A 15,312-nucleotide genomic window follows, 5' to 3' on the forward strand; every position below is an offset into this window, starting at 1 on the left:
AGCAGTGAAACGCAATCGCGCCGATGGTAGTGTGGGGTTTCCCCATGTGAGAGTAGGTCATTTCCAGACGCCTAATATACGAAATAGCCCCAGCACTAAGTGTTGGGGCTTTTTTCGTATATACGCTTCGCGATGACTGCTCTCGATGTTACCCGAGGCTAAGCCTGGCTCCCAGCTACGAGCACGCTCTTCGCGTTAATAAAGCCCTGAAAGCTTCGCTTTCAAAGCTGGCTTGATTAACCCCCATGTGAGAGCCCCGTTTACTGGGCAAAGTTTTATGGTGATGTGAACGCAGAGAATTTATTTGAATCTGGCCATTTCCAGGCGCTTTTAGCGCTTGGGGCAATGTAAATTATGCTGCCTTCCCCCATACCAATGTTATTGAGGTTAGGTGACTTATTTACTTAATGTAGGCATGAATGCCTACATTAATGTCCGTCGATGATTACATTCTGCATAATCGACATTTCTGCCATCCTTGGCGGTCGCTGCTTGCTCGCGCTTCAAAGACCCTGAAAGCATTGCTTTCAAAGCGTGCATTTTACGCCCTCATGTGAGAGCCCCGTTTACCGGGCAAAGCTTTATGGTGATGTTGAAGGCGGAGAATTTATTCGAAGCTAGCTATTTCCAGATGCCTAACTTCTCGAATAGTGAGTAATGAAGATGCCACCTATTTTAAATGGATTTTTTGCGTTTGGCCGATGTAAATCTGCCATTTTTCCATATCAATGCCATTAAGGTTTTGTAGCATCCTTACCTAATGCGGGGGGCAATGCCTATCTTTGGTTGGTTGATACCTGTTTATTTGTCAATTTTCATTTAATACAGTCTATGGCAGAGGTTTAAGGTATTAGTTATGTAGTTCTGACCCACACTAATAACTTTGTCTGGATTTGTGTTTTGGATGTTGATCGGTGAGGGCAACCTGTAGATACAGATATGCCACGTGCTTAGCTATATCTATAAATATCTAAGTTGTAAGAAAGTAAGCTCTAGTTTGACTAAAGCTCACATTCGCCATCGCTGAGTTGGCTGGCTAGCTTTATTAACTTTGCCTCTTCAATTGCGCCGCGTTTCTTAGCGAGCACTTCGCCATTGGTGTCGAGCACTAGTGTCGTTGGGTAGCCGATGACCCCACCACTTTTGCGAGCAAATAACTTACTATTTTGCTGTGCAGGTAAGGCGTCAGCAAAGTGCCTTAGTTCGCGCTTGAGCTTAGTTCTTGAGCCTTTATCGCCAACAAGATTGAAGTGAATTTTATTGCCACACTGCTCCAGTAGTTTCGCCATAACCTTGCCTTGTTTTTTGCACCAGCGGCAATCGGGTTGGAAAAACATAAGTACAGTGGGTTTGCTGTTGTCATACGATACAGCTGAGGAGCTGCCGCGCAGATCTTTGAGTTCAATCTGCGTGACAGAGAGAGATTGTGCCCAAGTATTGCTAGCCGCAAGTGCGGCTAGTAATAACAGGCCATTAAAGCTTAGCTTCAACACCTAAGTAGAACTCGCGTCCGTGTAATGGGCCCCAGATGTATGCTACGTCGTAGCCGCCATCTGCATCATAGAATAACGGTGATTCACCTTCTTCGATTTGGGTGTAGTTGAAGATGTTAGATAAGCCACCGTAAATTTTGATCTCATTAGTTAAGTTGTATTGCACTTTAACGTTAGAGACGGTGAATGATGGTGCGTCCTGGCTCTTAAGTGAAGTTGGGTCACCTTTGATGTTGTAGCCTTCGTAACCATAGTCACGTAGGTCACGGCTACCAAACCAGGTGGTGTTCCAGAATACCGTGAAATCGTCATTCTTCCATTCAATTTCAAAGTTTGCGCGTGTTTCAACTGGCGCAATCGCGTATGAAGAACGGAACACGTCGTTGTAGTCGAAGTACTCAGCGCTACCATTAATAGTCAGGTTGTCGTTAATGCTGTAACCGGCAACGATGTCGATAGTTGTTACAGATGCATCTTCATCAAGCTGAGTTAAGATAGGTACACCAGCATCCGTTTCTTGCAGTGATGCTAGGTTCTTAACATTAGAGTGAGCGGCGGAGAAAGTGCTGGTTAACTTGTCGCCTTCATAGCTCAGTGCGTAGTTAACCGATAGCGAGTCTTCTAAAGAGTCTACATCGATTAAGTAACCTTTTTCTGAATCCAGAATGCCGTGGTCAGTTTCAAAGAAAGATAATGGCGCACGGTAGCCTCGGCCTGCAGAGAAGCGCGATGTGAACTCATCATTGTGGAAATAACGCATATCAACACGTGGTGCAACGAATGTTTCGTCAATCTCAACACCAGGCTTTTTCGGGTCAATAAAGTCAGCTGTTACTTGGTCAATACGCACAGCCATGGCAATTTCGATACTGTCAGTCGGTGTCCATGTATCCTGAATGAAGATACCTTTTACATCGTAATCAAACGAGTCGCTTACATAGTCAGGTACATCTTGCAGTGCTTTTGTGTCTGAGCGCATTTCTTCGGTGCGCATATCAGCACCATAGCTTAAGAAATGCTGATCATTTAGCTCGGTGTCGAATTTAGCACGCAAGTACAACATTTCATCTTCTGCGCGGTAGTCTATACCTTCGTAGAAAGAGTCTTGTTTGTGGTTTGCGTAGCTAACGGCAAGTTCTGAAGTGGTAGAGTCGTTCCACTCGCTTAGCCATTTTACGTAGGCTTCGTCACGGTTAGTCTGAATCCACTCAGTGGTTTCCCATGGCTTACCAATGTAGCGGTTGCGCACATCGTCATCGACAAAGAGTTGATCTGATTCAATACCATCATAGCTGCCTAGTGCTTCTTGAATTGAACCAACTGTATCGCCAATTACTGGACCACCGAATACTTCACTGCGTACTTTAGCGACACGCACGTGAATGTTGTTGTAGTCGTTTAAGTCGTGGCTAATAAGCGCGCTTAGGGTTTGGTTTTCCTGCAGCGGTGCTTCACTCACGCCATTGTCGTCGTGATCTTCTTGGTCTTGCTTATCATATTGACCGATTAAGGTGATACCAGTGCGTCCATCTTCAGAGATACCTGTCGCCATACCTTTGAAAGCGGTGAAGTCGTGGGAGCCTTTTGCTACGTCAACAGCTACCTGGTTCTCATAAGCTTCTTTGGTAACAATGTTGACTGTGCCGCCAATGGCTTCTGGAGCGATAAGAGATGCACCCGCGCCGCGAGCAATTTCGATGCGATCGACGCCCGTTGTTGAGATAGCATCAACAGCGTAGAAACCTGAGATAAGAGTGTGTGTTGGTAAGCCGTCGACCAAAATTGTTGTGTGCTCGCCCTTCATACCGTTAAGCATCACGCGCTTAACACCACACATAGAGCATTCGTTTGAGACGTTTACACCAGGCTCATTGTTGATTGCATCAGTCAAGCTTAGTGCGTTTTTGTTTTCGATCATGATCTCATCAAGCACTTCAGTCTTTTGGATCACGTCTTTCAAGCGGCCATCTTGTTGCAGTTTCTGACGAACGCCTTTTACCTCAATAACTTCAATATCATCAGTAGCTTGTACTGAAAATGATAGCGCGCTGACTACAGCAGCTGCTAAAAGTGAGTACTTCATCATAGGAGTCAAATTTCCCTTTTATGCATTAAAAACAGTTTGAGCGATTATTTTGTTTTTATAATGACGCGTATGTTAAATGTTATGTCGTTAAAATTACAAATGATAATTATTATTATTAACAATATTGCGAGTTGACGCACAAAATTAAGGTTAATTTAAGGAAGTGTTACTGATTTGTGTTGTTGATCACGGAAAGTCTTGCCTTACTCAGCAGGCGTCGTGATGTGGCGAGTGACTAGTGCGCAGGAGTGAAAGTTTAACTCTTTAGGTAGCTGTATGTTTTATTTGGCTTTTACTAAAAGTCATCAGCATTCGCCAATGACTTTTAAGCGGTGAGCATCAATCGCTCAGTGATTTGGTCATATTTTGCTATATCACTAAGTGAGTTAGTTAGAAAAATTAGTGGCTCTCGCCAACAACAACGACTTCACCGGTTTTCTCGTCAAGGTAAGCACCAATTGGTTGTGGATCAATAACGTCGAACTCGAAACATGCTTTTGAATCCCAAGTACCAGAGCGGTCGTTAGACTCACCGGCAGCTTTACCCGGCTGCTTTTGTGCTAACCACTCATTAGCTGCTTGACGTAAATCTGGTTCAGCTTCTTTGTAGAAAACTCCGGAAGCGCCTGAACATACTAAGATTTTTGCAACTTCTTCTTTGCGATGCTTCGCAATCTGAAATGGGTGACCTTCAGCTGTGATGAAGTGTGTTTCGTTAGAAACCATATCGTAATCCACGAGCTGGCCTACTTCTTTGATGGTGTTGTAAACAGAACAACCTGAAAGTGCTGATGCCATTAATGCTACTGCAGTTAGTTTTTTCATTTGAATCTCCCATTCTTAAAAGCTCGGTTACTGTCACCCGATTTAACGGCAATAGCTTATGAATATGGCGATTACTAAACATCTCTTTAATTGCTAGTAGTAGTTGGAATAGCCATTAGTAATGGCAAAGATTGGTAAAAAATAGTTTGTAGGTGAGCGCTAGCATAAAGGTAGGAAGGATCAATAAGACCAGCCTTAGTCGGCTGGCCTTATTTTAAGTTGTGCTGATTAACCCGGTAGGCTATGACTGGTTAATGCGGTAGTCGCTGCCGTCTTTGGCGGTGAACAGCTTGCAGTTGCCTTTGGTTGGCTGACTTTGGGTGTGCAGCATACTTACCCATTGCTTGAACGGTGTAGGTAAGTTCTTAATCGGCAAAGTAACCTGGATGTCATCAATGTGTGCTTGGTCATTAGCGCCAATGAGTCCGTTGCGGTCAAAGCAAATTTCAACATGCGTGTCGTTGTGCTTAAACACTAAGCTAGTTGGCGACTCTTTGTGACCGCTTAGGGCAACAAACTGACAGGGGTTTTGTAAACCACATTGAGTGCCATCCTTCATAAAGGCGAGTAGGTGTGTGTAGTACACAACATAGCTACAAACATCGGCATGTGAGCCTTTTGTCAGTGGAAATTGCTCATCCAGAAACTGCTTAGCCTTTGCGGTGCGAGTTGGCTGATTAGTGCAAGCTACAATCTGCTCTTCAATGAAGTTGCTAAGGTTGTGAGCGGCTGTGGTGTGTTGTGGTGTCGACATATTCATAACCTTATCCTCTTCTATTCTTGCTACGTTTTGCCACTTAATGAGTGACTGAGCGAAGACTTATTGATGCTAATAAACCAAATGTGAATTTATCTCGATTGGTTAATTTGTAGTCTAGTGTATTTTTCACTACAATTTCACAATAAAAATTTTACAGTGTGAATTTTACAAAATGCGCAGTGAAAAAAGCTTAATACGTCAAAGCCATTTCTTAGGGACAAAGATAAGAAACCTAAGAAAACGCAACAACTTAACTATGGAAGACTTGTCTGCTCGTTGTATAAGAGTGGATTCAAGTAACGCGCCTAGCGTGTCATATTTATCGATGATCGAGCGCGGAAAACGTGTACCTAGTGCCGCAATGTTGGCGGTGATTGCTGCGGTTTTTCAAAAAGATGTTGACTGGTTTTTAGATGACGTACCTGAAGAGCAGGCGATTACACCTGATAAGGGCAGTCGCGGCGGGATCAGTGGCATGCCGCTTGAGCCAAGCTTTTTATTCTCTAATGATATTCTCCAAATCGCCATTCCTGAGATGCTGTCGCAAACCGGCACTTCTGGGCGTCAGTTTGCTCATTTGCTTATCCGCGCCCATCAAGAACATCATCAAAATCACTTTCCAGACCTAGAGCGAGCAGCTGAAGAAATAGGTAAAAAGCAAATGCCTTTATCTGCCGATGACATGTTGGCAATTGCCAAGAGTATGGGGCTGAAAATCAAATGGATTGATGATACGCCGCGAGAAATCATTGACAGTAACGGTCAAACTTCACAGCAAATTACCACTTCATTTTTTGAGCCGCCGAGTACGATTTTCATCAACAAGTTGCTGAAAAAGCGCGTGCACCGACTCAAGTATGATCTTGCTGTACATATTGGCCATTGTGTATTGCATAACAAGGATGGTTTAAAGAGTGTCATGTTGTCGGGTAGTCGTGAACCTACCGACGATATCATGCAGTCAAATACCCTTAACGCTCAGGATATTCTCCACGCATGGCGTGACTTTGAGTCGAGTTTTTTTGCCGGCGCTTTACTGTGCCCTAAAGTGCCATTTAGGCAATTACTTGATCGTCATGGCTATGAGATTGATGTACACAAACAACTGCAGGTTTCGGCATCGGTCGCTATGCGCCGCATGACTGTAGTGTCACCTTATCCTCATTGGCATTACTTTGATGCCTATGCGCCGGGCAAGTTAAAAGCGGTTTATCGTGGTAATGGTATTCCGCTGCCTTGGGGCAATATGCGTATGGTGGAAGACCCTTGTCAGCATTGGGCGGTGTTTAGGGTGATAAATGAGCCACTTGAAGGAACCTCGGCGCAAATCTCAATCTTAAACGTGGGTGATGAGCCAAGAATTTATTGTTGTGAGTCAATTAAGGTAGATGACTCTGCTGGTAATCCACATGTGCTGTGCGCAGGTATCGATTTAAACCCGGCGATTGAGGCTCAAGGTAAAGATGCGCTAGGGATTGCAAACGACCTTAAGCAGGCTTGTGTTGACGGCGGTGGCTCAGTGGATATTCCAAAAGCTATTAAGCAAGACCTAACCAGCGTTGCCAAGATCCTTAATATCAACTGGGTAGAGCGCGGCATCGATAATGATGCAAGGTTGATTTGCTCGCGCGGCGCTGTGTGTCCACGTCAGCCAAGTTGTTATTCAGCTGGAAAATCTCAATGCGAGGGCAGTTAGGCTCTAGTTTCCAAGCAGAAGATGTAGCAATAATACCTAGTACTAGCTTGGCTATGACCTAGCTCTACTTCCTAGTGTAAATTGCTAAATATCTGTTTAATAGCAAGAAAGCATCTGTTAAATTGGGTTTTATTGTTACCCATGCCATAAAAATGCTATCAAATAGCGCCAATCATTTGTGGCTCAAGACTGTAAAGGAATACAGCAATGCTAGAGTTTTTGTTACTCAATGCTAATACCCCATTCGCCATCGCATTAAGTATTGTATTAATGCTGGCGCTGCTGGAGGGTGTTGGTATGGTCATCGGGTTTAGTATATCCAACTTACTCGACCATCTTTCTCCCATTGATCTTGATGTCGACGTTGACCTTGAGGTCGCCAATACCGGCGTAACGCCAATCCTCGGTTGGCTGTGCCTTAACCGTCTGCCACTGCTTATTTGGATAGTGCTGTTTCTTACCAGCTTTGCCTTGCTTGGTTATGCCGTGAACTATGTGACATATCAAGTCTCTGGGCAGGTGTTAACTTCATTTATCGCTGGTATCGCCGCTTTAGCCCTGGCGTTATTTACCACAAGCTTTGTTGGTCGCGGCCTTGCCAAGGTGCTACCTAAAAATGAATCTATGGCGGTCAGCAAGGATTCATTTAGTGGCCAGGTTGCCAAAATAACCTTAGGTACAGCTAGGTTTAACCACCCTGCAGAAGCTGTGCTTGTCGATCAATTCAACCAGAAACACTATGTGATGGTTGCCCCTGAAACCGATACCGAAAGCTTCAATCAGCATGAGCAAGTGGTGCTACTACGCAAGCAAAATAGCTTTTGGGTTGGCGCCAAGTTCGAGCAACAGTTTTAAGTTAATTTTCTCAATCAGTTTTGGCTCTGTTGGGTCAAAGCGCTTACTAAACGCACTCCATACGCGTTGTTTTAAAAGGAATTAAATATGGAATCCTTAGAGCTTACTAACACTTCCAATACCATGTTTATCTTATTGGTATCCGGTGTTGCACTTATCGCCTTTATTACTATTGGCCTCATTTTTGCCAAACTTTATATTCGCGCTACTAAAGAAATTGCCTTTGTTCGTACCGGTTTAGGTGGCGAAAAGGTGGTGAAAGATGGCGGCGCCATTTGTCTGCCTGTGCTGCATGAGACCATTCCGGTGAACATGAATACCCTGCGTATTGAGGTAGAGAAAACCCAAAAAGATGCGCTGATCACCAAAGACCGCATGCGTGTCGACGTAAAAGCTGATTTCTACCTAAGGGTTGCCCCAAGTCAGGAAGGGATTTCGATGGCTGCGCAAACTCTGGGTACACGTACCATGCGTGTTGAAGAGCTGAAAAAACTCATGGAATCTAAGTTTGTTGACGTACTGCGCGCCGTAGCAGCAGAAATGAGCATGACTGAGATGCATGAGCAGCGTGCTGATTTTGTTCAGAAAGTACAGCAAAACGTCGCCAATGACCTAGAGAAAAACGGTCTTGAGCTAGAATCGGTATCGCTCACTGGGTTCGACCAAACTGACTTGCAGTTCTTTAATGAAAACAACGCATTCGATGCTGAAGGTCGTGCTCGCTTAGCCAAGATTATTGAAGAAAAGCGTAAAGAGACCAACGACATTGAGCAAGACAACCGAGTGAAGATTGAGCGTCGTAACCTTGAAGCTGAGCGTCAGTCGTTAGAGATCCAAAAAGAAGAAGAGCAGGCTCGCCTAGAGCAAGAGCAAGTGCTTGAGTTTAAGCGTGCTGAGCAAAAAGCGGAAATTGCAAAAACCCGTGAAGCGCGCGAGCGTGAAGAGCGTGAAGCACAAATTGCTCGTGAACAAGCGGTTGAAGCGGCAGAGATTGCTAAGGCTCGTGACATTGAAACCCGTGAAATTGCTAAGCGTAAAGACCTAGAACAAGCACGTATTCAGCAGCAGCGTGATATTGAAGTTGCTGAGCAAGATAAGCAAATTGCGGTTGCAGAAAAGTCTGAAGAAGAATCGGCAGCACGTGCTAAAGCGGCTGACGCTGAAAAAGGCAAGGTTGAGAAAGAAGAGGCGGTAATTACTGCTAAGCAAGTTGCTGAAGCGAATCGTCGTAAAGAGATTGAGGTGATTGACGCGAAGAAAGAAGCTGAGCGTGAAGCTGTTGGTATTACGGTGCAAGCTCAAGCAGACAAGCAAGCGGCGGAAGATAAAGCTGCGGCTATTCTTACCGAAGCTAAAGCGGATTCAGATGCCAAGATCCTACAGGCAGAAGCAGACGAGAAAGTGTTTGCCGTTGAAGCTGCGGGTAAGCAAGCCTTGTATGAAGCCGAAAACACCCTAAAAGATGAGCAAATTGAGCTGCAAAAAGCACTGGCTATTCTTAAAGCGCTACCAGAAGTGGTGGCCAATGCTGTTAAGCCGCTTGAAAACATTGAAGGCATTAAAATTCTTCAAGGCTATCAAGGTGGCGTCGGCGCTGCGGGTAACGGCGCAGATAGTGTGATGGCGACAGGCTCAGGTGGCATTGCCGAGCAAATTACTTCAGCAGCGCTAAACTATCGCGCTAATGCACCTGTAGTGGATGCCATGCTGCAAGAGCTAGGTATGGTGAATGATAAAACCGGTACGCTTACTGATATGCTAACCGGCGATAACTTCTTAACCGGCAAAGCGCGTGAAGCGGTGCAGCAGGCGAATATCGACCCAACATTGCTAAAACCGCAGAGCACACAGACTAATGGTCAGGCGTTAGATAAAGACTAAGGTGACTTGACGCTGCTGTTATGGCTCTTGCTATAACAGCGGCTATGAAACTCACACCCCAAAAACCAAAGTTAAAACGTAAAACGGCGCACCTAGAGACAGTCACTAGGGTTGCGCCGTTTTTGTTTTTAGCCCTAAACCATATACTTCAGTAGGTGGTTATCATTCGATTTGGCTTTGCCAGTAAATTCTAGTGTTTTCCATACACGGCAGCTTTGATTGTTTCTCACGTCGCAATGACATTTAAAGCACGTCGTGAACACTTCCCCCTCTTTGTCTCACAAAAATGCTCGACGAAAACATCCATGTTTTCAACGGCTTTAAATGTCATTACAACTCTAGTATATAGTTTCAACCGGTAAGGCTAGGCTCCCTTCTAGGGATCTCACACAGCCACCTTCTTCAGAACGTGGTAATTTACTCTTAAGGTGATAATTTATTTGTGGAGAGTAAGCTAATCACTCGTCTGTCTGCTTCATCATAGGTGATAATAGCTCATACCAACTACCAGCCAGTATTTGGTATTCCTCAATACACAACTCGCCGCGCTCAGCGGTAAAAATTTGCTGCTTAATCATATCTTGATAAGCATCAGGGTTGCTGCCGTACACATGACAAAGGGTGCTGAAATAGCGCTGCTCGTTGAGGCTGTGCTCGTCCCAAAAATCCGCATCTTCTAACACTTCTCTGTCTTCTGATTCCAGGTCAAATAAGTCAGCAGCCGAGATTGCCATATCAGCGCCATTGTCAAAAAACTCAATCATGAGTACCGATGCCAAGCCATCTGCTGCATCTTCTTCTTTACCCACAACCGGTAGTTGATGAATATCGATAACCGCATGGGCAAGCTCGTGAAAAGTGGTGTGCACCATGGCATCAAGGCTCGCATCAGCGACAGATACACCTGTCTCGCCATAGTTGGCTTTGGTAAAGCGCTGTTTAACCTCGGTATAAAACCAGTAAGGGAAGGCGATAGTCGCGTCGCTGCTGTCGTAGTAAGGGCCATCTTCAGTGCCAACCACTAGGTTTATCGGTTGGTCGAAATCAAATGTTTGATTAATGAAATCACTAATGGCGCCAAGCCCATTGGCTGATTGCAAGGCTTGTTGTGCCTGTTTATCGGCGCTAGATTGCGGCGCTAGGTATTCAAGGTTGAACGATTCGGCATTCGCCTGAGCGCAAAACGTCATAATGCTACTTGCGAGTGCCAACTTAGCGACTCTAGAGACTAAAGCGGTTGCTGATTTCATAACAGTCCTTAGTTAATTCGCAGACCTTATAAAGGATACCGGGTCTAATCAGCAATCGCTATTTTAAGTGGAAAGCGTTATACAAACAGCATTTGATAAGCAAAACCAGTCACTATTGCCATGGTTAAGATAACCGCGACAAAGGTGATTACCATCGGGTTTTTGAAGATAGATTTCAGTAGCACGACCTCAGTTAAACTGGCACCAGCACTACCAATAATCAATGCCATTACCGCACCTAGCCCCATGCCTTTAGCAACCAAGGCGGCACTTAATGGGATAACTGCTTCAGCGCGAATATACAAAGGAATACCAATTACCGCTGATACCGGAATTGCCCAAGGATTATCATCACTGGCAACACTTGCCACAAACTCTGTTGGCATAAATCCATAAATTAATGAGCCAATTGCAATACCTGCCATTAAGTAAGGTAGGACTTTTTTAAAGTCGCTCCAGGTACTGTTCCAAATTGTTAGCCACTTACTAACAGGTTTAGCCTTGCCGCCACAACTGCTGCCACACGACTTAGTTTCTGGCGCGATATAAGCCTCAGGTTTGACGTATTTTTCAAAACCAAGCTTCTCTAGCAGGTAACCGGCAATGACCGAAATTCCCATAGCAAATACAAAATAAAACACAGTAACTTTAAGCCCAAAAGTGACCGCAAATAGGCCAATAATAATTGGGTTGAGTAACGGGCTAGAGAACAAAAACACCATCATGGTGCCAAAGCCTGCTTGCGCTCTAAGTAACCCTTTTAGAAATGGAATGGTTGAGCATGAGCAAAATGGCGTGATAGCACCTAGCAGTGCGGCAACCACATAGCCTTTGCCATTCTTGGCGCTAAGTATCGACTGGATTTTTGCTGGTGGAATATACATTTGCAGTACGCCCACCAGATAGCTAATTGCCAAAAATAGCAAGGTTAGCTCAACGGTTAAAAAGGCAAACATGTTGAGTGTGTTCATGAGCATTTCTGTATTCATAACTGCCTCACAGAGTGAACTGGTTGATTCACTAAAAACTATATTTCTAGTTTTGTCGAATTAATTGTTGCGGAGATTTTAGGCAGGCTGACTATACGCGTCAAGTTATTTCTGGTAATATCGAAATATATTTTTTATCAAGGTATAGCTATGGAACTTGAAGCAGTTGCTAAGGCATTGAAAGAATTGGGGCATCCAACAAGATTGATGATCTACAAATCAATTGTTAGAGCTGGGCATCAAGGGGTTCCTGTAGGTGGGTTACAGCAAAAGCTCGATATTCCTGGCTCTACGTTATCTCACCATATTACGGGATTGGTCTCAGCAGGCTTACTTAAGCAGCGCCGTGAAGGGCGAACCTTATTTTGCACCGCGCAATATGAGCAATTACAGCAAGTGATTGGTTTTCTTGTAGACGAGTGCTGCGTTGATGAATGCAACGCTGACTAATACACCGCCATTAATAAACCACTATTTAAACACCACTGATTAAAACCGAGAGATGAAGCTGCCAATGATAAATAAGAGCAGCAAGGGGTAATAAAATGATCTCACCTAAAAAAGGCTTCACTAAGATAGCGTTCGCACTTGCACTGCCTGTGTGTGCGAGCCTGTCGCTAACGGCCAATGCCAACGACAAGTTCTATGCTAATCCGTCGATTCAGCAGCAAGCGCCGCAAGCGTTTGTACTGCAGCAGCCAAATCAGCAGTTTTTAGCGCTCACGCAAACTAAAACTATTGCTGATGCCGATAAGCTGTTAGCCCTGATGGCGCAAGATAAAGTGGTATCAACCGCGCTGCAAAACTGGGATACATTGAGCCTTGAGCAGCAAATCCCCTTGTTGAGGCAAATCTTCGAACTTGAAGTGGCAAGCTTTGGCATTAAACCGCCTAAACTGGTGATTGATAACCATAGCTATCCAGGCAAGATGGTGTATTTTGACTTTAAACTGACTGATAGAGACAACGGCACGGTTTATCTCAACCCAGATAAACTCGCCTCGCAGCCGCAATATGCCGCGCTAGCGTTCTTGCTACACGAAACCCGCCACGCTTATCAATTACAGCTAGCAATGCGTCCAAATCAGACGCAAGCTAACCCAGTGTTCAGCCGCAGCTACAAGGCGTCATTTACCGCGCAAAAGCAAATTAAAGGCATGGGCTTTAGTGACTTTTTAACCTTATCAAATGAGTATGAAGCCTTCTTGTTTGGCAACTATATGATAGGGCGGATTACAAATTGGCAAGTGGATATGATTGGCATGGGCACTTATGCTAGTCAGTTTGATAGCCAGGGTAAGCTCAAAATGGACTTAGCAAAGCTTGCGACAACTGAGTCTGATTTAAGCTTGCTTGAGCAATATAACCAGCTGGCCAAAGCTCAGTTTGATGCAAGGCGCGCTAGTAAATAGATTAAGGAAATAGCGCCAGCAAACAGATGGGTAACTAGCGCGAATATATCGCCCCTCTACGGAAACTCGCTTAGGCAGATTTGATGCCTAAGCTAACTTCAATATCTTCGACCGACTGCGACACCTCACCCGCAATTAAATTTGTTTGTGCGGTTGCCGCTTGAGCATGATCTTTTAAGCTATCCATCGCGCTAACAAACTCATCAAGGTGCACGACTTGCGACTGCGAGCTGTGCGCGCCTTGTTTGGCGGTTACTGCCATTTCTGAGGCTTGCTGCTGCACGCTTTGAGCGACCTGCCATAGTTTATGGGCACGCTCTTTCTGGCTCAAGGTCGTCTGCTCAATGCCCTCAACACGCGTGGTTAAATCTGCATTGGCTTTGGTGAGTTTATTGAGAATCGTCATGACTTCTTCAAGGGAGGTTTTGGTGCGTTGAGATAGATTACGTACTTCATCAGCTACCACGGCAAAGCCACGGCCTTGCTCGCCAGCTCTTGCTGCTTCAATTGCCGCATTGAGCGCCAGTAGATTCGTTTGCTCAGCGATGTTGCCAATCACATCAATAATTTGAGATACATCGGTCACCGATGACGTTAAGCTGGCTAATGATTGATGACAATGCTCAACCGCTTGTTGTGACTGCTCGCTTGCTGACAAAACGGCTTCGGCTTCTTTTTGACTTTGCAGCATGTGTGATTTGGTTTTTTCAGCGGTTTGCTCTACTTGATTTGAGGTTTCGCTGACCTCAGTCGCCAGCTGGCGGATTTGCTCAGTTTGCTGTTGCGCATTGACTACCACTGATTGAGTGCGCGCTGTGCTGCTGGAGATATCAGTAATACGATTTACCAGTTGCGACAATGACTGAGAGATCACGCTGATCTGTTGGCGTTGCTGTTCATCTTCTTGCTCAAAACGCTGCAACATTTGATTGAAGTGGTTGGCTATCTGCCCTGTTTCACAGCGACGGGTAATATTCAGTGGCTCGCGGCTATTACTTTCACTCAGCTGGTGGAAGGCATGGTTTAAGTGTTTCAGCGGCTTGATTACTCGGCGCTGTTGCAGTACTAAATAGATGAGTGAGAAGGCAATCAAAATAGACACCATAACCACGATGGCAATCGTCAGTGTACTTTTCAGTTGCTGAGCCTTGCGCTTTTGCATATTGCCCAGCTCAAGTAATTGAGACTCGATTTGTCCAAGGTCGGTGATCAAGGCTTGCTGAATACGCTGATTTTCATTGAGCATGCGATGAGTATTGTCGACTTCTTTACTGTAGCGCGAGCTTAAACTCAGTAACTCTGAGCGATACTCTTCACCAACCTCGATGGTTTCAGGCTCATCATCGCCAAGAGCGAACTCATCAACTTCTTCGGTGATATAAATCCCAATAAGCGGCAGGGCGGTTAGCCTTTGATTCCATGCTTGAAGCTGCTCAATCAATCTTGCTAATACTGGCTGTAGCTGCTGATTTTTATTGATTAAATAGCCGGTGGTGACCTGTGAAAGTTCATTAACAAGCTGCGGTAAATCGTTAACCAAACTTAGGTATTGGTTAGCAAGATCAGGGTTAGTTGCCTGACCTTTGAAACTATAGTTAGCAAGGTGATAGTTGTAGTCGAGCATTTCAGACTCTGCGTGAGACAGCAACTGCCTCGGGTTGCCTGCTAATTTCCCCGCTGCGCGATATTCGCCGCCAAGTGCAGTAATGAAAGATTCAATAGCACTCAAGGTTGTTTGGGTATCCAGCCCAGTAAATGTACCTAGCTCGTTTTGGGTTTGCTGCAGATCTTGCTTGGCTTGTTCAAGCAGTGCGGCGTTGCCACTGTTGAGATAATCATGAAGTTCTTCTTTAATATCCACAAGAAAGCGCTTTTGCAGTTCTTGCAGCTTATCGCTTTGCTGCTCAATCGCCTGACGTTCTTGGTTACTCCAAAAAATCACCACTGCCATTGCAATAGCAATGACAATTAAAAGTGCAGAGGCGATGCGAGTTAATGTGGATATCTTCATCTTGGCAACCGGTGGCAAATTTGCCGAGAGAATATGACTTGTTTGTGACACTTA

Annotated in this window: 12 protein-coding genes; 5 read left to right on the forward strand and 7 right to left on the reverse strand. The window is 44.9% G+C overall.

Annotated features, from left to right (window positions below; genetic code table 11):
• Positions 1 to 1,001: 1,001 nt before the first annotated feature.
• The 4 genes from G3R49_RS00005 to G3R49_RS00020 all read right to left on the reverse strand — a co-directional run bounded on the left by G3R49_RS00005 (position 1,002) and on the right by G3R49_RS00020 (position 5,164).
• The gene (locus tag G3R49_RS00005; RefSeq protein ID WP_130599485.1) at positions 1,002 to 1,493 is read right to left on the reverse strand and encodes a thioredoxin fold domain-containing protein; all 492 of its coding nucleotides are present in this window, start codon (positions 1,491 to 1,493) and stop codon (positions 1,002 to 1,004) included.
• Positions 1,474 to 3,579: a TonB-dependent siderophore receptor gene (locus G3R49_RS00010; protein ID WP_167868239.1), complete on the reverse strand. Its 2,106-nt coding sequence runs from the start codon at positions 3,577 to 3,579 to the stop codon at positions 1,474 to 1,476. Before G3R49_RS00010 ends, G3R49_RS00005 begins: the two co-directional genes overlap by 20 nt.
• 399 nt (positions 3,580 to 3,978) lie before the next feature.
• Positions 3,979 to 4,404, reverse strand: a complete 426-nt coding sequence (locus G3R49_RS00015; protein WP_167868240.1) for a hypothetical protein — start codon at positions 4,402 to 4,404, stop codon at positions 3,979 to 3,981.
• Positions 4,405 to 4,645: 241 nt separating this feature from the next.
• Complete coding sequence (locus G3R49_RS00020) at positions 4,646 to 5,164, reverse strand: malate synthase (RefSeq protein WP_167868241.1); 519 nt, start codon at positions 5,162 to 5,164, stop codon at positions 4,646 to 4,648.
• Between the two features lie 172 nt (positions 5,165 to 5,336).
• Between G3R49_RS00020 and G3R49_RS00025 the strand changes: the two genes are divergently transcribed.
• The 3 genes from G3R49_RS00025 to G3R49_RS00035 all read left to right on the forward strand — a co-directional run bounded on the left by G3R49_RS00025 (position 5,337) and on the right by G3R49_RS00035 (position 9,596).
• The gene (locus G3R49_RS00025) at positions 5,337 to 6,860 is read left to right on the forward strand and encodes a DUF3612 domain-containing protein (RefSeq protein ID WP_130599477.1); all 1,524 of its coding nucleotides are present in this window, start codon (positions 5,337 to 5,339) and stop codon (positions 6,858 to 6,860) included.
• Between the two features lie 207 nt (positions 6,861 to 7,067).
• On the forward strand, positions 7,068 to 7,715 hold the full coding sequence (locus tag G3R49_RS00030) for a YqiJ family protein (RefSeq protein ID WP_130599475.1): 648 nt from the start codon (positions 7,068 to 7,070) through the stop codon (positions 7,713 to 7,715).
• 87 nt (positions 7,716 to 7,802) lie between these two features.
• Positions 7,803 to 9,596: a flotillin family protein gene (locus G3R49_RS00035; RefSeq protein ID WP_167868242.1), complete on the forward strand. Its 1,794-nt coding sequence runs from the start codon at positions 7,803 to 7,805 to the stop codon at positions 9,594 to 9,596.
• Positions 9,597 to 10,054: 458 nt separating this feature from the next.
• Here the strand turns inward: G3R49_RS00035 and G3R49_RS00040 are convergent, their stop codons facing one another.
• Together G3R49_RS00040 and G3R49_RS00045 are read right to left on the reverse strand one after the other, a co-directional pair.
• Positions 10,055 to 10,846: a DUF4344 domain-containing metallopeptidase gene (locus G3R49_RS00040; RefSeq protein ID WP_245335210.1), complete on the reverse strand. Its 792-nt coding sequence runs from the start codon at positions 10,844 to 10,846 to the stop codon at positions 10,055 to 10,057.
• Between the two features lie 77 nt (positions 10,847 to 10,923).
• Positions 10,924 to 11,835, reverse strand: a complete 912-nt coding sequence (locus G3R49_RS00045) for a permease (RefSeq protein WP_167868243.1) — start codon at positions 11,833 to 11,835, stop codon at positions 10,924 to 10,926.
• A 150-nt stretch (positions 11,836 to 11,985) separates the two neighbouring features.
• Between G3R49_RS00045 and G3R49_RS00050 the strand changes: the two genes are divergently transcribed.
• Together G3R49_RS00050 and G3R49_RS00055 are read left to right on the forward strand one after the other, a co-directional pair.
• Positions 11,986 to 12,285, forward strand: a complete 300-nt coding sequence (locus tag G3R49_RS00050; RefSeq protein WP_167868244.1) for a helix-turn-helix transcriptional regulator — start codon at positions 11,986 to 11,988, stop codon at positions 12,283 to 12,285.
• A 95-nt stretch (positions 12,286 to 12,380) separates the two neighbouring features.
• A complete protein-coding gene (locus tag G3R49_RS00055) occupies positions 12,381 to 13,247 on the forward strand; it encodes a hypothetical protein (protein WP_167868245.1) in 867 nt (288 codons plus the stop codon).
• A gap of 70 nt (positions 13,248 to 13,317) precedes the next feature.
• On the opposite strand, the gene G3R49_RS00060 is transcribed toward G3R49_RS00055, so the two are convergent.
• Positions 13,318 to 15,258, reverse strand: coding sequence for a methyl-accepting chemotaxis protein (locus G3R49_RS00060; protein WP_167868246.1), 1,941 nt, complete (start codon positions 15,256 to 15,258; stop codon positions 13,318 to 13,320).
• Between the last annotated feature and the right edge of the window lie 54 nt (positions 15,259 to 15,312).

The organism is Shewanella sp. WXL01, from assembly GCF_012263345.1.
GTDB lineage: Bacteria > Pseudomonadota > Gammaproteobacteria > Enterobacterales > Shewanellaceae > Shewanella > Shewanella maritima.